The 20,302-nt window shown below is 67.3% G+C and carries 21 protein-coding genes; 6 read left to right on the plus strand and 15 right to left on the minus strand.

The window, feature by feature from the left end; genetic code table 11:
• The 5 genes from scpB to Q7V15_RS15630 form a co-directional block, all read right to left on the minus strand.
• Nucleotides 1-559: SMC-Scp complex subunit ScpB (scpB, locus tag Q7V15_RS15610; protein ID WP_304756717.1), on the minus strand; the 559-nt coding region annotated here is incomplete at its 3' end.
• Nucleotides 556-1,371 carry a ScpA family protein gene (locus tag Q7V15_RS15615; protein ID WP_304756720.1) on the minus strand — a complete coding sequence of 272 codons (816 nt, stop codon included), beginning with the start codon at nt 1,369-1,371 and terminating at the stop codon, nt 556-558. The genes Q7V15_RS15615 and scpB, both read right to left, overlap by 4 nt.
• On the minus strand, nt 1,371-2,387 hold the full coding sequence (nagZ, locus tag Q7V15_RS15620) for a beta-N-acetylhexosaminidase (protein WP_304756722.1): 1,017 nt from the start codon (nt 2,385-2,387) through the stop codon (nt 1,371-1,373). Before nagZ ends, Q7V15_RS15615 begins: the two co-directional genes overlap by 1 nt.
• Nucleotides 2,384-3,121 carry an SPOR domain-containing protein gene (locus tag Q7V15_RS15625; protein WP_304756723.1) on the minus strand — a complete coding sequence of 246 codons (738 nt, stop codon included), beginning with the start codon at nt 3,119-3,121 and terminating at the stop codon, nt 2,384-2,386. The genes nagZ and Q7V15_RS15625 overlap by 4 nt, the downstream gene beginning before the upstream one ends.
• A 104-nt stretch (nt 3,122-3,225) precedes the next feature.
• A complete protein-coding gene (locus tag Q7V15_RS15630) occupies nt 3,226-4,404 on the minus strand; it encodes a deoxyguanosinetriphosphate triphosphohydrolase (protein ID WP_304756725.1) in 1,179 nt (392 codons plus the stop codon).
• Between the two features lie 83 nt (nt 4,405-4,487).
• On the opposite strand from Q7V15_RS15630, the gene erpA reads away from it, so the two are divergent.
• The 5 genes from erpA to Q7V15_RS15655 all read left to right on the plus strand — a co-directional run bounded on the left by erpA (nt 4,488) and on the right by Q7V15_RS15655 (nt 7,649).
• Complete coding sequence (erpA, locus tag Q7V15_RS15635; RefSeq protein WP_304756726.1) at nt 4,488-4,820, plus strand: iron-sulfur cluster insertion protein ErpA; 333 nt, start codon at nt 4,488-4,490, stop codon at nt 4,818-4,820.
• 130 nt (nt 4,821-4,950) lie between these two features.
• Nucleotides 4,951-5,730: an exodeoxyribonuclease III gene (xth, locus tag Q7V15_RS15640; protein ID WP_304756727.1), complete on the plus strand. Its 780-nt coding sequence runs from the start codon at nt 4,951-4,953 to the stop codon at nt 5,728-5,730.
• Nucleotides 5,731-5,772: 42 nt separating this feature from the next.
• On the plus strand, nt 5,773-6,495 hold the full coding sequence (locus Q7V15_RS15645; protein ID WP_304756729.1) for a hypothetical protein: 723 nt from the start codon (nt 5,773-5,775) through the stop codon (nt 6,493-6,495).
• 51 nt (nt 6,496-6,546) lie between these two features.
• The gene (locus Q7V15_RS15650; RefSeq protein ID WP_304756730.1) at nt 6,547-7,239 is read left to right on the plus strand and encodes an NnrU family protein; all 693 of its coding nucleotides are present in this window, start codon (nt 6,547-6,549) and stop codon (nt 7,237-7,239) included.
• A 65-nt stretch (nt 7,240-7,304) separates the two neighbouring features.
• Nucleotides 7,305-7,649: a hypothetical protein gene (locus Q7V15_RS15655; protein ID WP_304756732.1), complete on the plus strand. Its 345-nt coding sequence runs from the start codon at nt 7,305-7,307 to the stop codon at nt 7,647-7,649.
• A 4-nt stretch (nt 7,650-7,653) separates the two neighbouring features.
• On the opposite strand, the gene Q7V15_RS15660 is transcribed toward Q7V15_RS15655, so the two are convergent.
• From Q7V15_RS15660 to Q7V15_RS15685, 6 genes are all read right to left on the minus strand, one after another.
• Nucleotides 7,654-8,346 (minus strand): aspartate/glutamate racemase family protein, encoded by a 693-nt coding sequence (locus Q7V15_RS15660; RefSeq protein WP_304756733.1) that lies wholly within the window; start codon nt 8,344-8,346, stop codon nt 7,654-7,656.
• Between the two features lie 17 nt (nt 8,347-8,363).
• A complete protein-coding gene (locus Q7V15_RS15665; protein ID WP_304756734.1) occupies nt 8,364-8,840 on the minus strand; it encodes a glutathione peroxidase in 477 nt (158 codons plus the stop codon).
• A 58-nt stretch (nt 8,841-8,898) separates the two neighbouring features.
• Entirely contained in the window at nt 8,899-10,140 is a 1,242-nt protein-coding gene (locus Q7V15_RS15670; RefSeq protein WP_304756736.1) for a PepSY domain-containing protein, read from the minus strand.
• On the minus strand, nt 10,134-12,215 hold the full coding sequence (locus Q7V15_RS15675; protein WP_304756738.1) for a TonB-dependent siderophore receptor: 2,082 nt from the start codon (nt 12,213-12,215) through the stop codon (nt 10,134-10,136). The genes Q7V15_RS15670 and Q7V15_RS15675 overlap by 7 nt, the downstream gene beginning before the upstream one ends.
• Nucleotides 12,216-12,359: 144 nt before the next feature.
• Complete coding sequence (locus Q7V15_RS15680) at nt 12,360-13,283, minus strand: Gfo/Idh/MocA family protein (protein ID WP_304756740.1); 924 nt, start codon at nt 13,281-13,283, stop codon at nt 12,360-12,362.
• Between the two features lie 117 nt (nt 13,284-13,400).
• Nucleotides 13,401-13,727: a lipoprotein gene (locus tag Q7V15_RS15685; RefSeq protein WP_304756742.1), complete on the minus strand. Its 327-nt coding sequence runs from the start codon at nt 13,725-13,727 to the stop codon at nt 13,401-13,403.
• 131 nt (nt 13,728-13,858) lie between these two features.
• On the opposite strand from Q7V15_RS15685, the gene Q7V15_RS15690 reads away from it, so the two are divergent.
• Entirely contained in the window at nt 13,859-14,761 is a 903-nt protein-coding gene (locus tag Q7V15_RS15690) for a cobalamin biosynthesis protein CbiG (RefSeq protein ID WP_304756744.1), read from the plus strand.
• Between the two features lie 6 nt (nt 14,762-14,767).
• On the opposite strand, the gene Q7V15_RS15695 is transcribed toward Q7V15_RS15690, so the two are convergent.
• From Q7V15_RS15695 to gor, 4 genes are all read right to left on the minus strand, one after another.
• Nucleotides 14,768-16,144, minus strand: coding sequence for an MATE family efflux transporter (locus Q7V15_RS15695; protein WP_304756747.1), 1,377 nt, complete (start codon nt 16,142-16,144; stop codon nt 14,768-14,770).
• Between the two features lie 60 nt (nt 16,145-16,204).
• Nucleotides 16,205-17,584 (minus strand): class II 3-deoxy-7-phosphoheptulonate synthase, encoded by a 1,380-nt coding sequence (locus Q7V15_RS15700; RefSeq protein ID WP_304756749.1) that lies wholly within the window; start codon nt 17,582-17,584, stop codon nt 16,205-16,207.
• Nucleotides 17,585-17,653: 69 nt separating this feature from the next.
• Nucleotides 17,654-18,904, minus strand: a complete 1,251-nt coding sequence (locus tag Q7V15_RS15705; RefSeq protein ID WP_304756751.1) for an O-antigen ligase — start codon at nt 18,902-18,904, stop codon at nt 17,654-17,656.
• Nucleotides 18,901-20,286 (minus strand): glutathione-disulfide reductase, encoded by a 1,386-nt coding sequence (gor, locus tag Q7V15_RS15710; RefSeq protein ID WP_304756753.1) that lies wholly within the window; start codon nt 20,284-20,286, stop codon nt 18,901-18,903. Before gor ends, Q7V15_RS15705 begins: the two co-directional genes overlap by 4 nt.
• Nucleotides 20,287-20,302 lie beyond the last annotated feature (16 nt).

A 20,302-nucleotide genomic window follows, 5' to 3' on the forward strand; every position in this document is an offset into this window, starting at 1 on the left:
GCCCATTCGGATCGGGGACCGCGAAGTCCGGGGGCAGGTCCAGCCCCAGCAGGCCGGCGGCCTTCATCTCGGCCATCCCTGGCAGGTCCGCCAGGCTGGCCAGGCCATAGTGCTCAAGAAAGGTCTCTGTCGTGCCATAGGTCACCGGGCGACCCGGGGTGCGCCGCCGCCCGCGCATGCGCACCAGGCCCAGCTCCAGGAGGACGTCCAGGGTGCCCTTGCTGGCCTGCACCCCCCGCACGGACTCGATCTCGGCGCGGGTGACCGGTTGGTGATAGGCGATGATGGCCAAGGTTTCCTGGGCGGCGCGGGACAGGCGCCTGGGCTCCTCCCGCTCCTCGGTCATCAGATGGGCCAGGTCTGCGGCGGTCTGGAACCGCCAACGCTCGGCCACGCAGACCAACTCCACCCCGCGACCAGCATAGCGGGCCTTCAGCGCCATCAGGGCGGCGCCGACATCGGACTCCACAGGTAGCCGCTGGGCCAGTTCGGCCGCGCTCAGGGGCCCGGCGGCGGCGAACAGCAGGGCCTCGATCGCCCGCTCCACAGCCTCGCTCATGGGACCGGCTCCCGGCGCCGCGTCCGCAGATAGAGGTCGGCGAAGGCTTCCAATTGCCGCGCCTCTAGGGCGCCTTCCTTGACCAGCTCAAGGCTCGCCGACAGGGTTGAGGCCAGATAGGAGGCCCGGGAAGGCCCCTCCCCCAGGCCGGTCCGGACCGGCGCGACCCCGGCGAGCGGCGTCCAGCGCTCCAGTTCCGGCAACAGTCCCCGCAGGCGCTCCCGTGCGGCCTCGAGGGGATAGGCCTTCGGCGCCCGCGGCGCGTAGCGGCGGCCCTCGTCCCGGCGGCGCTGATCCAGATAGGCCGCCATCAGACTGTAGAGGTCGCCCTCAATGCGCATGGACGGAATGATGCGGATGGCCTCGGGGTCGCCCCGGCCAAACACCTCCTGTCCCAGTTGCGGGCGCATCTTCAACGCCTCGGCCGCCCGGCGCATGGCGTCCAGTTTCGCCAGGCGATAGGCCAGCTGGGCGGCCATCTCCTCGGCCGGCGGCTCTTCGGACTGAGGGCGCTCGGGCTTGGGCAGCAGCAGGCGCGACTTCAGATAGGTCAGCCAGGCGGCCATGACGAGATAATCAGCCGCCAGGGAGAAGCGTAGCCGTCGGGCCTGATGAACGAAGGTCAGATACTGCTCGGCGAGCTTCAGGACCGACAGCTTGAGCAGGTCCACCTTCTGGGTGCGGGCGAGCGCCAGAAGCACGTGCAGCGGCCCCTCATAGCCGTCCACATCGATGATCAGCGCCTCGCCGTCCTCGGCCGCCGTGGCCGCGGCCTCGAAGTCGAGATGGGGCTGGAAGCCTTGCCCGCTCATCAGCCGCCGTCAAAGGCCGATGCGAACCGGGCGCGGGCCTCGGCGAGGTCGATGGGCTCGGGGCGCTTGGCCAGCCTGGCGAGCGCGGCCTCGGCCCGACGCCTGGCCTTGCCCGAGAGCTTGCCGCAGGCCTCGGCGATGGGCGCCATCTCGGCCATGTCGCCATTGCAGTGGAGCGCCACGTCGCAACCGGCGGCGATGGACGCCCGCGTGCGGGCCTTGAAGTCTCCAGACAGGGCCTTCATCGACAGGTCATCGCTCATCAGCAGGCCCTGAAAGCCGATCGAGTCCCGGATGACGTGCTTGATCGCCTTGCGCGAGGTCGTGGCCGGGCGCTTCGGGTCGATGGCCGAATAGACCACATGGGCGGTCATCGCCATGGGCATGTCCGACAGCACCCGGAAGGGGGCGAAGTCCACCGCATCCAGCTCTTCCAGGGGGGCGTCGACCACCGGCAGGTCCAGGTGGCTGTCGGCCATGGATCGGCCATGGCCGGGGATGTGCTTGATGATCGGCAGAACACCGCCGGCGATCAGCCCCTCGGCCGCCGCACGACCGAGCAAGGCCACCTCCTGCGCCGTGTCGCCATAGGCGCGGTCGCCGATGACGTCATGGGCGCCGGCCTGGGGCACGTCGAGAACCGGCACGCAATCGGCGTTGATCCCCAGCTCAGCCAGGTCATGGGCCATCAACCGGGCGCCCAGGCGGGTGATTTCCCGGCGCAGCAACGGGTCATTGCCCGGCAGCGATCCATAGGCCCGGCCCGGCGGATAGACCGGCCAATGGGGAGGCCCCAGACGCTGGACCCGGCCGCCCTCCTGGTCGATCAGAACCGGCGCGTCGTCTCGCCCGACGGCGGCCCGGAGCGCGTCCACCAGCCGGCGGACCTGGTCTGGGCTTTCCACGTTGCGCTTGAAGAGGATGAAGCCCCACGGCTTCACGTCGGCGAAGAAGCCGGCCTCAGCCCGCGTCAGCTCCAGGCCCGAGCAGCCGAAAATGCAGGCCCGGACGCTCACCGGACGAAACAGCTGCGGCCGGCGGCCTTGAGGCGCTCGCAGTAGGCGCTCGCCTCGGCTCGGGAGGCGAAGCCCGTGACATAGCCGCGATAGAGGGTCTTGCCGTCGCTCTGGACCGGCTCCACCCGCTTACCCTTGCCGGCGGCGGAGTCCGGCAGGGCGCGCATGGCGTCATTCCACCCGGCGTCGGCCAGAGCTTCGGTCGAGAAGGCGCCCACCTGCACCATGGCCCCGCCCGCGGCCACGGCCGCCGGCTCTGGGGCTTTCGCTGCGGGCGCTGGGGCCGGCGCGGGCGTCGGCGCCTTGGGAGCGGGCGCGGGTACAGCCGCAGGCGCCGGCCGGCTTTCCACCGGCGCCGAGGGCCGCAGGTCAGGAGCGGGACGGGCCTGAGGCTCCTCCGGGGGCGGCACGAAATTGGGTTCCGACGGCGCCGGGGCGCCATCCTCGGAGCGATAGATCTGCAGGCCCGTCGCCGGATCGACCGGTTGGTCAGACTCCGCCGGCACGGTCTTCATCTCCGCGACGGGAACGCCCACCGTCTGCGGGGCGTCACCGGCGCCCCGGGCGCCGGAGCGATAGATGAGCACGATGGCCACCACCAGCACCACCAGCACCACGGCGCTGATCACCAGCATCATCGGCGCCGGGCGCGACCCGCGCACCGGCTGGCGCGCGTCAAAGGACAGCGGCGCGTCTGTGGGGGGCGTATAGGCGCCGCGATTGTGGTCGGACATCGCGCAGGCTCCGCGGAGAATGGGTCGCTGGACCCGCCGCGAATCGGGCGGGGCTGAAGGGCAGTCTAGCGAAGCCGCATCGCTGATGCGGCCCCCTTTGCGTCCTAGTTCCAGACGTCGAGGTGGAACAGCCGACGATGTTCTTCGATGGCGTAGCGGTCGGTCATGCCGGCGATGTAGTCGCACACCACCCGTGCTCTTCCGGCGTCGCCACGGTCCTTGGACCGGGCGAACCATTCCGTCGGCAGGACGTCTGGCTCCTGCATGAACAAGCCGAACATCTCGGCCAGAATGCGGCGGGCCTGGCTGCGGGTGCGGTTGACCCGCCAGTGACGATACATCCGCTCCATCAGGAAGGCTCGCAGCTGGGCCAGGTCCTCGACCATATCCGGCGAAAAGGCCACCAGGGCGCCAGACATCATCCGGACATCCTCAGGACAGCTCAGGCCATTGGCCTGGGCCCGCAGGCGGGTCTCGGCCATGACGTCGTCGACCATGGCGCCGATCATCCGGCGCACCGCCTCAAGCCGCACGATGCCGGCGTCCAGGCCGGGGTGATCGATATAGACCTGACGCAGGATCGGCCCGATCAACGGCACGTCCAGCAGTTCTTTCAGGTGAAACAGGCCCGCCTGCACCCCGTCGTCCACGTCGTGATTATTGTAGGCGATGTCGTCGGCCAGCGCCGCCACCTGGGCCTCGGCCGAAGCCCAGGTCGACAGGCGCAGACCATAGTCCGCGTCAAACTCGGCGATGGCGCTCCAGGAGGGGCGGTCAAGCTTGGAGGCCACTGGACCATTGTGCTTGATGACCCCTTCCAGGGTCTCCCAGGTCAGGTTCAGCCCATCCCAGGCGGGATAGCGCCGCTCCAGCTTGGTCACCACCCGGAAGGTCTGAACATTGTGATCAAAGCCCCCATACTCGGCCATGAGCACCTGAAGTTCGTCCTCGCCGGCATGGCCGAAAGGGGGATGTCCCAGGTCGTGGGCGAGCGCGATGGTCTCGGCCAGATCCACATCCAGCCCGAGCGCCGCCGCCAGGGAGCGCGCGATCTGCGCCACCTCCAGGGAATGGGTCAGTCGGGTGCGAAAATGATCGCCCTCGTGGGCCACGAAGACCTGGGTCTTCTCCTTCAGCCGCCGAAAGGCGGTGCAATGAATGATACGGTCCCGGTCCCGGGCGAAGGGGGTGCGGGTGGCGCTCTCGGCCTCGGCGACCTTGCGCCCCAGGGAGGCCGTCGGATCTTCGGCATAGGCGACGCGATACGGCAGGGAAGCGGCCATCAGATCCTTCATTCGCACGTGCCCCTTGGTCGAGGCCGCTGGAGTCATCATATAGTCGAAGCCACAGGTTGATATAACAGGCCATGACCACACTAGACCTCACCCTCTCCGCCGCAGCCGCCGAAAGGCTCAAGGCGATCAGCCGGACTGAAGGCAAGCCCGTCATGCTCCGCGTGGCGGTCGAGGGCGGCGGCTGCTCGGGTTTCCAGTATCAGCTCGACCTGGTGGACACCGCCGAGCCGGATGATCTGCGCATCGAGCGCGATGGCGCCGCCGCCCTGGTGGACGAGATGTCCCTGATCATGCTGAAGGGCTCGGAGATCGACTTTGTCGATGAGTTGGTGGGCGCGGAGTTCAAGATCCGCAACCCGAACGCCAAGTCCAGCTGCGGCTGCGGCGTCAGCTTCTCGATCTAGCTACTCCTGGGCCGATTGAGCCGGCGCGACGCCCGTCTCTGGAGTCGGGCGGACTTCAACCGCAAAACCGGATTCCCCTTTTGCGGAACGCGCTCTAGCTTCGCGCTTCGCCCATGCCCTGGAGACCGCGATGCGCCTGGCCACCTGGAATGTGAACTCCGTCAACGCCCGGCTGGAGACGGTGGTGCGTTGGTTCGAGGAGGCCCAGCCCGACGTCGCCTGCCTGCAGGAGATCAAGTGCGTCGACGAGAAGTTCCCCGCTGAGGCCTTCGAGCGGCTGGGCTACAATGTCGAGGTTCATGGGCAGAAGACCTATAACGGCGTCGCCCTGCTCTCCAAATCGCCCTTGGAAGACGTGACCAGAGGCCTGCCTGGGGACGACGCCGACGACCAGGCCCGATACATCGAAGCCGTCGTTTCGGGGCCTCGACCAGTGCGGGTGGCCTCGATCTATCTGCCCAACGGCAACCCGGTGACCACCGAAAAGTATGACTACAAACTCGGCTGGATGGGACGCCTGCAGGCGCGCGCCCAGGACTTGCTGGCCCTGGAGGAGCCCCTGGCGCTTCTGGGGGACTACAATGTGATCCCGGAGCCTCGGGACGCCGAAAACCCTGAGAAATGGCTGGACGACGCCCTGTTCCAGCCGCGCACCCGGGAAGCCTTTCGGGCCTTGAAGTGGTTGGGGCTGTCGGACGCCTATCTACAGGCGGACGGGGCGCCCGGCGCCTACACCTTCTGGGACTATCAGGCCGGCGCCTGGCCGAGGAACCACGGCATCCGGATCGACCATGCCCTGCTCTCTCCCCAGGCCGCCGACATCCTCAAGAGCTGCGAAATTCATCGGGACGTCCGGGGCTGGGACAAACCGTCGGACCATGTGCCGCTGGTCATTGAACTCGGCCTCTGAGCCGCTTTCCGGTCACAGCGAACAGGGATAGGTTTTGCAGCCATGGATGAGACGGCGCGCCTGCTCCTGTGGCTGGCCCTTGCGGGCACGGCGGTGACCTTCGCCGGCAGCGCGGCCATCTGGTTCATGGATGAGGACCGTCGCATTCGCCGGGCCTTCCGTAATGTGCTCAAGGTCCCGGCCGACGCCCTGCTCAGCGCCAATGGCCGAGGGGTGGGTTTCAGCTTTTCCCGCAGCCTGGCGGTGGTGGCCTGGGACCAGGGCGCCTGGTGCCTCGTCTATCGTATCGAAGAATTGGTGGGCGCCGAACTCCTGGTGGATGGCGAGGTGCGCGCCCGGGCCTATCGGGGCGAGGGCCGCCGCCCCCTCGAGCGAACAACGCCTGGGACAGGCCAGGTGGCGCTGCGGATGATTTTCGACGACGCCCGCTATCCTGACTTCGAACTCACCCTGTGGGCGCCGGGGGACGAGGCCAAGCGCAACGCCCCCTCCCCGGCCGAAGCCATTCAGGAAGCCAATCGATGGATCGCCCGTGTCGAGGCCATCCTGCGCCGGGCAAGCCCACCACGGCCCGCGGCGGCGGCCTCGCCCCTCGTCGCGCCCGCCCCCGCGCCCGTCTTCGCCGCAGAACCGGCCGCGCAGCCCGAGGCCGAGGCGCCGCCCTGGGATGAGCCGCCCGCGCCCCGCGCCAGACCAGCCGCCCCTGGGGCCGAACCTCGTACGCGGGATCTGTTCGACGAGGACGATCCCGACCCCGTGCCTTGACGCCGTAAATTTATCGACGAATGGTCCCGGAACGCCTCGGGGGGAGACCACATGATCCAGCTGACCGCCGCCTCGGCCTTTTTCGTCATGATCCACCTGTTGATATCGGGGACCAGCTTCCGCGACGTGCTGGTTCGCCGGATCGGCGAAGGCGCTTATATGGGGCTGTTCTCCCTGCTGTCTGTGGCGGGTCTGACCTGGATGATCTTCGCCTATGGTCAGGCCCGGACTGAGGAATGGAACACCGTCTATTGGGGGGTCGGCGCAGCCACCCGCCATATCCAGATCCTCCTGCAGCTGGTCGCCTTCCTTTTTGTCGTCATCGGCCTGACCACCCCCAATCCCACCAGCGTCAAACAGGAGGGAGTCCTGCAACGGGAGGACGCCGTGAAAGGCATGCTGCGGATCACCCGGCATCCGTTCCTGTGGGGCGTGGCGATCTGGGCCATCGGCCATCTGATCGTGAATGGCGATCGCGCCGGCATGACCCTGTTCGGCACCCTGCTGGTCCTGGCGCTCGCCGGGACCACAAGCATCGACGCCAAGCGCCGCCGCGCCCTGGGCGCAACCTGGGAGCCCTTCGCCACCCAGACCTCCAACATCCCCTTCGCCGCGATCCTCGCCGGCCGGCAGTCCCTGAGGCTGGGGGAGATCGGCCTGTGGCGTCCCCTGGCGGCCCTGGCGGTCTACGCCATCCTGCTGGTGGGCCACCCCCACCTGTTCGGCGTTCCCGCGCTGCCCTGAGACCGGTTGATCCTGGCGGCCTGCGTCGTCAGATTGTCGACCAAAGACCGTTGGGAGTAGGGAATATGCGGGTAGGTTTTCTGGCGATGCTGTCGATCCTGGCGATTGGCGGCGCAGCCCATGCCCAGGGGCTGCGGCTCCACCATCCCGCCGACGCCAATCGGGATGGAGTCGTCTCAGATCTTGAGCGTGCTGAATATGAGGCGGCCAAAGGGGGCCCAGCGCCTTGGGATGAGCCCAGCGCCTATTCGGTGACGGCCCCGCCAGCCTCCGGCCCTGGCCTGGTTTTCAATGCGGGCGACAATCCCCCGGGCGCCCCCAGCCCGGCCCGGCTGGAAGACCGGGCGGTCAAGGCCAGCGGGTTCGAAGAATACATCAACGCCGAGGCCGACAAGAAGCGACGGGACTGACCATCTATCCGTCGAGAGCAAAGTCCAGGGCCGCGGTCACGTGAGCCAGGGCGGAATCGACCACGGGCAGGCCAACGGATTCGGGGTCCAACAACAGGCCAAGCTCGGTGCAGCCGAAGATGACGCTATCGGCGCCCTCGGCCCGGCCGCGCTCGATCATCGCCATCACAGCGGTTCGGGACGCCACGTCGATGACGCCCTGGCACAGCTCATCATAGATGATCGCGTGAAGGCGTTCACGCGCCCCCTCCCCCGGGATCATGGGATCAAGTCCGAAGGACGCCAGGCGGTCGCGATAGAAGGTCTCTTCCATGGTGAAGCGGGTGGCCAGCAATAGCGGGCGTTTCACGCCCTGATCGGTCAGGGCCGTGGCTGTGGCGTCGCCGATATGGATCAGGGGCACGGAGATCGCCGCAGCCACCTCATCGGCCACCAGATGCATGGTGTTCGCGCAGATCAGCACCGCCTCGGCGCCGGCCCGCTCCAACACATGGGCGGCCTGGGACAGCTGGGCCCCGGCGGTGGCCCAATCGCCGGCCGCCTGCATCTGGGCGATGGGCGCGAAGTCCACAGACCACAGCAAAAGCTCAGCCGAATGCAGTCCGCCCAGCCGGGCGCGAACCCCCTGATTGAGCAGCTGATAGTAGGTGGTGGTGCTTTCGGCGCTCATGCCGCCGATCAGACCCAGACGACGCATACTGGAAGCTCAGCCTCCTAAAGCGCGGCCTCGACAGCGCTTATGACGTCGAGATCCATCGGCTCAGTGCGGGGGCCGAAGGCGCGGACCAGCCGTCCATCCCTGCCCACCAGGATCTTATGGAAGTTCCAGGCCGGATCGGCGGACTCGCCCAGCTCGGCCTTGGCCCACTGGTAGAAGGGATGGGCCGTCTCGCCCTTGACGTCGGTCTTGGCCGTCATGGGAAAATCAACCCCGAAGCTGGTGGCGCAGAATGCGGCGATCTCCGCCTCGGTCCCCGGCTCCTGACCTGCGAACTGATTGGACGGCACGCCCAGCACCACCAAGCCCTTGTCGCGATAGTCGCTGTAGAGCTTCTCCAGCCCCTCGTACTGGGGCGTGAGTCCGCACTTGGAGGCGGTGTTCACCACCAGAACCACCTTGTCCTTGAAGGTCGCCAGCGGCAGGTCGCCGCCCTCGATGGCTTGGAACGAGTAATCATAGGCGTCGGCCACGGGCGTCTCCTGTTCGGCTGCGACTCCAACCTAGGCGCCCGGGCCTCCCGCCGAAAGCCTAGGCTTGCAGGAAGACCGACGGGATCAGCACAAATCCGATGATCACCAGGACCAAGGCCGGCCACCGCCAGACTCCCATGCCCCGCCAGCTGAGGACAAGAGCCTGGCCCCACCGGGGGGGCCGGCGCTCAGCTCGGATCAAGCGTAAGGCGTAAATGGCGACCCCGGAGACCGACAGACTGGTCAGGGCCAGGCCGAACGCAAACCAGATGATCTTGGTCGTCAATCCACCCCAGACGCCGAAGTGAAGCGGATCGGCGGCTTCAGACAGCCTTTGGTGAAAACTCAAATCGCGGCCGTCATTGACCAGCAGAACCTTGCCCGTCCCAGCATCCGTAAAAATGGCGTTGGCTCGGGGCCGGACCAGGATCGCAGCGTCCTGGCCATGCAAGACGAAGGCCCCGGACGTTTCGGTCGGAAACAGGATGCGCTCGATACGCAGGTCCGGATTGGCGGTCCTGGCGGCCTCCAGAGTGACGGGCAGGCGCGACGCCAGGGCGACCATACCCTCTGCTGCAGGCTCCGCCTTGACCGACGGCAGGCGGGGCGCCGCGAAAGCCGTCTCCTCGGCCAAATACCAAAGACCCGTGAGAATCATCAGGAGGATGAACCAGAGACTCCACAACCCCGCCAGGCGATGGAAGTCCCCCATGGCGGTGCGCAGGTCCGTGAGGCGGATCGGCCTCAGGAAACCTCGCCACCACTTCTTGTAGACGACAAAAGAGGTGACAAGGCTGATCGCCAGCAGCAACGACAGGGACGAGACGATCGGCACCCCGATCGCGATCGGCATCATCAGGTGGCGATGCATGTTTCGCAGAATGCGTTGGGCGCTGACCCAGTGACCGTGGCCCTTGAGCGCCCCTGTGACCGGGTGGGCGTAGACGAAATACAGGCCGCCCTCGGCGTTCTCCATCACCGCCGTAGCGGCGAACCACGGATCGGTCGGCGCTTCCAAGCTGATGACCCGGCCCTCCCCTGCCTGGGCCGCAGCCGTCTTCGCCACGGCGGCCCAGTTCACTTCAGAGGCGACGCTGGCCGGGCTTACCCGCATGGCCGGCCGCAGGAGCCAGTCAATCTCATGACTGAGGGTCGCCAGCGTGCCGGTGAGAAGGATGAAGCTCAGCAGGATCGAGAATTTCAGTCCTGCCCACTGGTGGACCTCCCACCAGATGCGGGAGGCCTTCTTCCTCTGCCGGGGCTTGGCCAGGCTCGGGCTGTCCTGGTCGAGAGTCACCATCGGCGGGACAACTCAAGGAACACCGACCTGGGATCGCCGGGGAAGTGGCCGGTGCGGTCGATGAAGCCCGAGGCCGCATAGACCTCGTCAGTCAGGTTATCGATCCGCACCAGGGCCCGCCAGGGACCCCGGGTGTAGATGATCGAGGCGTCAAGGACGAAGTAGGGCCGGACCTTCTGGTTGGACAGCGAACGGCGGACATCGACATAGTCCCCACCCAGTGCAAGGGCGAGACCAAGGGCGGGGAACTGATATCGGGTCCAGAAGCCCACCGTGTGCTCGGGCGCATTGGCGAAGCGATCGCCGACGCTGTTGGTGAGAGTCGTGCGGCCATTGTCCCCGGTGATGCGGGTGTCGTTATAGGCATATGAAGTGGTCAGCACCCAGTTGGGGGTGAGATCGGCCGCGAGGTCGACTTCGACTCCCTTGCTGGTGATCTCGCCAAAGGCCACCAGATCGTTCACGCCATCGCCGCCGACATCCCCGCGGGGATCGGCCTGCAGGATATTGGTGCGGGTGATGTGATAGATCGCCGCCGAACTCTGCACCCGACCGCCCATAAGCTCGGTTTTCACACCGGCCTCGAACATCTCCCCTTCGGTTGGTTCGAACGGTCCGCCGGCAAGGGGGGTCTGGCTGCCCACGCCCTGGGGTTCGAAACTCTGAGCCCACTGGCCATAGACCGACACGTCGGGGCGCACCCGGTAGACGAGGCCCGCCCGCCAGGTCAGAGCGTCATCCTCAAATGAGGTCGCGCCCGACACATCTTCAAAGCGGTCATAGCGCGCGCCGACCGTCCCGATCAGCGGGCCGAGGGTGGCCTCATAGAGCAGATAGCCGCCTGCGCGCTCGGTCTCTGTGACGGAACGCGAATAGACTGGAAGAACATAGTTGGCAGCCGGAGTTACGCCAAAAACAGGAGCGAACAGGCTGAGCGGCGCGGGCGCCGTTGGGGTGACGCGCACGGCGCCGTTAATGCTGCGGCCGTCGAACACCAGCTCATTGGTGAACCAGTCAGCGCCAGCCAGCAACCGGCTCTCCACGCCAGCCAAGTCGAAGCCCCAGACCAGATTGCCGCCCAGCGACCAGTTGGACTGATCACGTATCTGATCCCGGTACTGGCGCCGTGAGGCGTCGATAACGCCGTCGCCGTCGGTGTCGAGCAATCCAAAGGGCTCGTGGTATTTCTGCGTCTCCAGCCCTTCGCTGTAGCGAACCGCGGCGTCGAGGCTCAGCCTCTCGGTCGGCTCAGCGCTCCAACTCGCCTGATAGACATTGGCTTCCAGGCGCAGGAAGTCGTTGGGCTCATTGTGATTCCAGCGCCGGTCAGTGAGGAATTTCCCCAGATTGTCCACCGGAACGCCACGCAGGCGGTTGCCGGGCAGGTTCTGGTCATAGTGGGTCGCCTGCAGGTTCAGTTCGCCAAGCGGCAGATCGATTTTCAGGCCGCCATCAAGGATGAGCACCTCTGACCGAGCGTTCACCCGGGCGGTGTTCTGCTCCTCATAGAACGCCCCCAGCCGGCCGGCCACGCCCTCGATCGGCAGGCCACCCGACACCTCGACGGAGCCGCCGTAGCGCGCCTCGGTCCCGATAACCCCAGCCACCCGGGCGGAGAACTCATCCTCGGCCTTCTTGGTCACATAGTTGAAGAGGCCGCCGGGCGCGCCGGGACCGTAGAGCATCCCGGCAGGCCCCTTGAGAAACTCCACACGCTCCACATTGAAGAGTTGCGGTACGGAGAAACCCGCATAGGGGTCGCCTCGCAGACCGTCGAAGAATATTTCCTCCTGGCGGAAACCGCGGGCGGTGACCCCGGCATAGGAGAAGAAGCTCACCCCGGAAATGTTGCGGTAGAGGTCCTGGGCGTCCCGAGCGCCCTGGTCAGCGATCAACTCGGCATTGATGACCTGGATAGCTTGGCTGGACTCCAAAGGCGGGGTCGGCAGGCGGCCCGCCTGGACCTCCTGGGTCCTGTAGAGCTGTTGAGCCCGACCGGTGACCACCACCTCGCTGACCGCGGTGTCCTGCGCTTGAACCGCAGAAGCCATGGCGACAAAGGCCGCCGATAACATGAGAACTCGCCGCATAAAGACCCCCTTCGCGACCCCAGATATGAGATCGCTTCGCATTCGCGACGAATGCCCATGCCTCGGGTTTATGGCAAGTCACTTTTTGCGAACTCGTCGCATTATCGAAAAGTGGTGAGGCGCGGACTCTCAGGTCTCGGGAGTGAGGCCCTCCTCCACCGCCAGAGCCAGGTCCAGGGCGCGGATCGCTTCGGCGGCGGTGACGATGGGCCGGGGCGCCTCGCCGCGGACAGCGGCCAGGAAGGCCTCGACGCTGGCGCCCAGGGTGTCCTTCGCCGCTGGGGTCTCAGCAAAGTCCGCGTTGAGGGCGAAGCCCGTCGTATTGCGGAAGGCGCGGGTCAGGAAGTCGATCTCAAGCTCGCCCGAAGGATAGACCAGCTTCATGGTCCTGCGCCGCGCCGGCGCCACCCGGGAGACATCGAACAAGGCGGTGAAGCCATCGTCGAACGAGACCTCGCTGCGGGCGGTGTCCCAGGACGAGGCGCGCACAATTGCGCCCTCTCCCTCGGCGGTCACCGGCTCGGCCTGGGAAAGCGCCAGGGCCAGATCGAGGTCATGGATCATCAGGTCCAGCACCACAGAGACGTCCAGACTGCGGTCGGACGGCGTCCCGTGACGCACCGCCTCCAGCCGCAGGGGCTGGGCGGGAATGTCGAACAGACCCATGACCTGGAACAGGACCCGTTCCTGATGCCCGCATGCGACCACAAGACCACGGCGAGCCGCCTCCGTGGCGACCGCCTCGGCCTTGGCGACGTCGATCCCGATCGGCTTTTCAATATAGACCGACTTGCCGGCCTTCACCGCGGCCAGCGCCTGTTCCGCATGCCAGGCGGCGGGCGAGGCTACGGTGACCACGTCCACAGCTTCGAGGAAGTCCTCCAGGGTCGCGAAGGCCCGCCCGCCCAGGGGCATGGCCAGGGACGCGGCGCGCTCGGGATGAGGATCAAAGATCGCCGCCAGGTCCACCCCGGGCAGCCGGGCGTACTGGCGGGCGTGATAGGCGCCAAACACGCCGGCGCCAATGACGCCGCCTCTCAGAGACTCGCTCATATCACCTCCATGAACCTTTGGGCCGCCTAGCATGATCCGCAGACCGCGCGCCACAGGCGCGGGGCCGGTTCCAGAGCTGGAGGTCAATGGGTCGCGGCCGCGACGGACCGCGCCAGCCTATCTGGCGCTGAGTTCGGTCAGGACAGGCAGGGGCTCGGCGTCCTGATACTTGAAGCTGACCCGCGCGCCAGGCTCCAGAGGCGCCTCGGCCAGGACGGTGGCGTAGGCGCGAAACTCCTGGCGCCCCGCAGGCTGGCCGCCTTCCACGCCCTCATGGTCGATGGCGAGGGTTCGTCCGTCGAGGGCGGCGATGACGCCGACGCCGCTCAGCTCCGGCCCTGTGGGAGCCACCTCGGCCACGCTGGGGCCGGTGTCAGACGATTGTCCGCAGGCGGCGAGCGCCAGGGTGGAGGCCAGGGCGGCGGCGAACAGGACAGCTCTCATCGGGAATCTCCGGGGACGAACGAAGGGGCACCATAGCCATCTTGTGTGTCTTGTGAACGACATGCCATTGGCCCGCCCCGGCGGAGGGGGTACAAACGAGGCTTCTCCCCCTTCCCGTCCGGAGCCATGCCGTGTCGCGCCTCTTCAGCGCCTACCTGATTGTCGACTGGAGCGCGGCGGCCAAGCCGGGCACCGGGACGGACTCCGTCTGGATCGGCGTGCTCAAGCGCGACGTGCGGTTCCGCATGTCCTTTGAGTCCCACAACCCGGCCACCCGCGGCGAGGCCGAGAAACTGCTTGGCGTCATTCTCGACGACCTGAGGAAGCGCGGCGAGCGCGCCCTGTTGGGGTTCGACTTCCCCCTCGGCTTTCCCCGGGGCTTCGCGGCCGGTCTGAACCTGGCCGGCGATCCGCCCTGGCGCGCGGTCTGGGACCAGATCGACAAGATGGTCAAGGACAAGGCTGACAACACCAACAACCGGTTCGGCGTCGGCTCTGAGCTGAACCGGCGGCTGACCGGGGGGCCCTTCCCGTTCTGGGGCTGCCCGCCCAAGGACGCGCTCACCACCCTGCAGCCCAAGCGCACCCGCGCCCATGGCCCCGACGACCTGCCGGAATTCCGCCGCGCCGATGAGGCGGCCAAGGGCGCAGCCTCGATCTGGAAGCTCTACTACAACGGCTCGGTCGGGGGGCAGGCCCTGCTGGGCATTCCCGCCGTGAAGCGCCTGAAGGCCGCCCGGGGCGAGGCCCTGAGAGTATGGCCCCTGGAAACCGGCTTTGGGCGCCTGACGCCGTTCGATCTGGAAGGAGTCGAGGTGGTCGTGGCCGAGGTCTATCCGTCCCTCCTGAAGATCAAAGCCGCCCCGGGCGAGGTGAAGGACCTGGTGCAGGTGCGCGAAACCGCTGAGCACTTCGCCAAGCTGGACGAGGCCGGCAAGCTCGCTGAACTGTTCGCCGCGCCCACGGGCCTGGACGAGAACGCCCTGGCCGAAGCCGAGCGGGAAGAGGGCTGGATTCTCGGCGCGGGGGTCTGAGGCGGCTCAGAGGGGTTGGCGCGACAGCCGCCAGAACCGCACCGCCAACAGGCCCACAGACACCAGACTGGCCAGGATCACCGCCCAGACCAGGCCAGTCACTCCCATCCCCATGGGCAGGGCCAGCCACCAGGCCAGTGGCATCATAATCACCACATAGCTGGTCAGGTGCGTGAAGGTGGGCATCCACACATCGCCCCGGGCTCGGAGGGCCTGGGCGATCACCACCTGCAGACCATCAGCAAGCAGGAACAGGCAGGACAGCGCCAGGGCTGCTGCGGCCACCGATATCACCTGGGGGTCTGTGGTGTAGGCCGCCGCGATCCAGGGCGCAGCGGGCCAGATTAAGAGGGAGACCACCACCCCAAAGACTGCGGTGACCGCAAAACCCAGCAGACCAGCCCGCAAGACCGCTGAGCGATCCCGGGCGCCATAGGCGCTGCTGACCAGGACCGCCGTAGCGGTGGCCAGGCCCAGGGGGGCCATGAACACCATCGATATGACGTTCAGAACCACGGTCCAGGCGGCCAGCGCCAGGGTGCCGATCCAGCCGGCGACGACATTGAGCGAGGCGAAGGCCGCCACCTCGAAGAAGTTGGACGCGCCGGCGCCATAGCCGATCTTGCGCTGCTCAGCCGCCGCCGCCCGATCGCGGGCGGGCTTGGTGAACACCCCAAGCGCCTTGGAGTCGGTCATCCTGGCGATGTAGATCAGCAGCGTCGCCGCCAGGAAGGCCCGGGCGGCGAAGGTCGCCCAGGCCGCACCCACAGCCCCCAGGGCCGGAAGCCCGAAGGCGCCTGGCACCAGGACCAGCAGAAAGGCCAGATTGACGATATTGGCCAGCCACATGATCACCATGGCCGGGCCTGGCCGCGACAGCCCTTCCAGCCAGAAGCTGGCGGCGCAGGCCACCACATAGGTGGGCAGGGACAGGGCGAAGATGATCACCGGTCCGGTCGAGCCGGCGGCCAGGCTCGGCTCCAGTCCGACCCGCGACAGGCCCCAGGGCGCGGCGACGACCAGCACCAGCATCGAGGCCAGGCCAATCCAGCCCCCATAGACCAGCCCCCGGCGCAGGACCGCCCCGCTCTCATCCCGGCGTCCCTCGCCAACCGCCCGCGCGGTCATCACCTGGACCCCGGTCAAGAGCCCGATGGCCATGGTCAGGATCACCGAGGTCGGCGCCCAGGCCATGGCGTGAAAGCCCAGTTGCTCAGCCGAATAGCGACCGACCACGATGGCGTCCATCAGGCCCATGGTCATGATGCCCAGGCGCGCGAGCACCACCGGCCCCGACAGCTTCAGAAGCTGGGCGAGGTCGGCGCGGACGGGGCTAAGGCGCGCCTCCGAACGCGGCGCGAGGGGGGCCGCAGGGTCGGCCATGACAGTCACCAAACGTCAAAAGGTCACCGACAGCGGCCGGTGGCCAGCGATTAGGAGCGGTTAAACCGCCACCCGGCGCGCCATCTCCACACGGTCTTCCTTGAGCTTCTCCGCCACCAGGAAGGCCAACTCCAGGGCCTGCTCGCCATTCAGGCGCGGGTCGCAATGGGTGTGGTAGCGGTCGGCCAGATCCCCCTCGCTCAGAGCGCGGGCGCCGCCGAGACATTCGGTGACGTTCTGACCGGTCATCTCCAGGTGAACCCCGCCCGGATGCACGCCCTCGGCCTTGGCGATCTCCACGAAGGACTTCACCTCCGACAGGATGCGGTCGAAGGGCCGGGTCTTATAGCCATTGGCCGCGGTCAGCGTGTTGCCGTGCATCGGATCGATGGCCCAGACCACATTACGGCCGCCGGCCTTGGTGGCCTGCATGAGGCGCGGCAGGCGATCGGCGATCTTGTCGTGGCCGAACCGGCCATAGAGGGTCAGGCGGCCAGCCTCGTTGGCCGGGCTCAGCGCATCGATCAGCCGCAGCAGTTCATCCGGCTCCAGAGTCGCGCCGACCTTGACGCCGATGGGGTTCTTCACCCCGCGGCAGAACTCCACATGAGCGCCGTCCAGCTGGCGGGTGCGCTCGCCGATCCACAGCAGGTGGGCCGAGGTGTCGTACCAGTCGCCCGAGGTGGAATCGACCCGGGTCATGGCCTCCTCAAAGCCCAGCAGCAGGGCCTCATGGCAGGTGAAGAACTCCACACGGTGCAGGTCCGGATGGCTGTCGGGGGTGACCCCGATGGCGGCCATGAAGGTCAGGGCTTCGCTGATCTTTTCCGACAGCTCGCGGTATCGGGCGCCCTGGGGGCTGTCATTGACGAAGCCCAGGGTCCAGCGGTGGATGTTGTAGAGGTCGGCATAGCCGCCGCCGGCGAAGGCCCGCAGCAGGTTCAGCGTCGAGGACGATTGCGCATAGGCCTTCAGCAGGCGCTCGGGATCGGGCGCGCGGGCCTCGGGCGTGAACTCCATGCCGTTGATGTTGTCGCCGCGATAGGAGGGCAACTCGACATCGCCGATCTTCTCCACGGGCGAGGAGCGCGGCTTGGCGAACTGACCGGCCATGCGGCCGACCTTCACCACCGGCTTACCGCCGGCGAAGGTCAGGACCACCGCCATCTGCAGGATCAGGCGGAAGGTGTCGCGGATGTTGTCCGCGTGGAATTCCTTGAAGCTCTCGGCGCAATCGCCCCCCTGCAGCAGGAAGGCGCGCCCCTCGGCCACATCGCCGAGCAGGGACTTCAGTCGCCGCGCCTCACCGGCGAACACCAGGGGCGGCATGCCACGCAGGGTCTGTTCCACCTGGGCGAGAGCCGAGGCATCCGGATAGTCCTCCGGAATGTGCTTGGCAGGTTTTGCGCGCCAGGAGGCCGGGGTCCAGTTGTCACTCATGGGTCTGCAGCTCCGCGTCGTCCCGCACGGTTGGGACGGCGCGGGCCCCCGGGACGAAAGATGGGCCTTCTACTCTGATATGGGGTCAGAGGTCGATGCTCTGCGCGCACGCGACGACCCCTTGGCCGCCGGGGCGCCGAGGGCCAGTCGCTGAGCGCCGGCGGCGGAAACCACCGCCAAGGCCCCGAGCGCCAGCCACCACTCCTGCCACACCCCGAAACTGACGGCGGCGAAGGTGAGATAGCTCACCGCTGCGGCGGTTCCGGCGGCGGCGCCCAGATCAGCAGCCCGCCGCTCCAGGCGGTGGAATATGGTCACCCAAAGCACAGTGGCGGCGGCGGCGCCGATCACCCCCAGCTCCAGCCAGATCTGCAAGGCCGCATCGTGGGGGTGGAGCTTGATCCCGGGACCGAACATGCGGCTGGCGTCCAGGCCCCAGCCACGCAAGGGCTTGTCGCTGATCCAGTCGACCGCATAGCTCCAATAGTCCATGCGCATGCTCCAGGAGAGGCTGACCTGTTCCTGCAGCGCCCCGTAGGCGCCTTGGGCCCGCATGACCCAGATGATCAGCGGCGTCGCGAGGAAGAAGACCGCGGCCCCCGCCCCAAGAATCCGGGGGGCGAGAATGGGCCAGCGATAGACCGCCGCGCCAGCCGCGCTGGCGGCCGCGAGGGCGATCAGAGGTGCGTCGGCGGCCAGCCCCAAGGCGCCGGCCGCGATCGCGGCGGCCATCAGAACCGCCAGTTGCCACCAGCCCAGACGGACAGCCGCCAAGGCCGCCGGTCCCCACAGCACCGCCAGGACAAACACCCCCTGGGCGACATTGCGCACCGCCAGGTCTGGGCGGATCGGATCGCCGATGGCCTCTCGCACCGCCTGGTAGAGGATCGCGCCAGTGACCGCCTCGATGATGATCACCACCGAAAGCCCCGACATCCCCCCCATCAACACGGTCATGGCCCGCCGCAGGTCGAGGGGATCGGCCCGGCGCACAGCGCAATAGGCGGCCCAGTAGAGCACCGCCTGACAGGTCAGCTTGACCGCGTTGGAACTCCACAGGGCCTCGGGCTCATAGGGGCTCCAGAGGGTGGAGCCGGCGCTCCAGATCACCAGCACCAGGATGGCCAGGACGGCCGGACGGTCAGCCTCACGGACCTCCAGGGCCGGCAAGGTCAGCAGGCCGACCAGGCTCAGTAGGACGGCGAACGCCAATGGCCCGAGCCAGCCCAGGGGGCCGACGAGGGCTGCGGCGAAGATCAGCACCCAGCCGCACCACCGGGCGAAGGCCGGCCCTCCGACGAAGGCGCTCGTCGCCGTCACGCCGTGGGACCCAGATCCTGGGGGGCGTATTTCTCGCGCATGGTCACCAACTCCTCAGCCAGGGTGGGATGCACCGCGCAGGTGGAGTCCCACTGAGCCTTGGTCACGCCCATCTTCAGGGCGATGGCGGCCATCTGGATGATCTCCGGGCCGTCGGGCGCCACCACATGGCAACCCAGAAGCTTCTGGCTCTCGGCGTCCACCACCAGCTTGATCAAGGCCCGCTCCTCGCCGCCGGCGAAGGTCTGCTTCATCGCCCGGAAGCGCGACAGATAGATATCGACCTTGCCATGGGTCTGGCGGGCCTCGGCCTCGGTCAGCCCCACCGATCCGATGGCCGGCTGGGAGAAGACCGCCGAGGCGACCATCTCGTGATCGAAGGTGGTGGGATTGTCGTAGAATTCGGTCTGGGCGAAGGCCGCGCCCTCGCGGATCGCCACCGGCGTCAGATTGATGCGGTTGGTGACGTCGCCGACGGCCCAGATGTTCTTCACATTGGTCCGGGAATAGTCATCGACGATGATCGCCCCGTCCTTCTGTTCGACACCAGCGGCCTCAAGGCCCAACCCCTCCACATAGGGCTCTCGCCCCAGGGCGAAGAGCACCAGGTCGGACTCCAGGGTCGCGCCAGAGGACAGGTGGCTGACCAGACCTGAGGCCGTCTTCTCCACCCGCTCGTGCTGACAACCCAGCAGCACATCGATGCCCTTGCGGGTCATTTCCTCGGCGAGATGGGCCCGGACATTGTCGTCGAAGCCCCGCAGAATATTGGGACCCCGGTGGACCAGGGTCACCTCGACACCCAGGCCCTTGAAAATACAGGCGAACTCCACAGCGATATAGCCGCCCCCGGCGATCACCATTCGCTTGGGCAGGTCAGCGATATGAAACGCCTCGTCAGACGTGATGACGTGCTCGATGCCTGGCAGGTCCTTGGGAACCCAGGGCCGGCCGCCCGTGGCGATCAGGATCTTGTCGGCCGTGACGGTCTTGTCCTTGCCGACCAGCTCGATGGTGTGGGCGTCCACCAGCCGGGCCTTGGCGTGGGCCAGTTCGGCGCCGGCGTTCTGCAGATTGGTGACATAGATGCCCGAGAGGCGGGCGATCTCCCGATCCTTCTCCGCCAGAAAGTTAGGCCAGTCGAAGCGTGGCGCCTCCGGGAAGCTCCAGCCATAGCCCTCAGCGGTCTTGAAATGGCTGGCATATTCCGAGGCGTAGACCATGAACTTCTTGGGCACGCAGCCGCGGATCACGCAGGTGCCGCCGACCCGGTCCTCCTCGGCGACGGCCACCTTGGCGCCGCTCATGGCCGCCAGCCTGGCGGCGCGCACCCCGCCGGAGCCGGCGCCGATGACGAACAGGTCGTAGTCGTACTGGGCCACGCTCAGATCACTCCAC

This window comes from Phenylobacterium sp., from assembly GCF_030651755.1.
Lineage (GTDB): Bacteria > Pseudomonadota > Alphaproteobacteria > Caulobacterales > Caulobacteraceae > Phenylobacterium.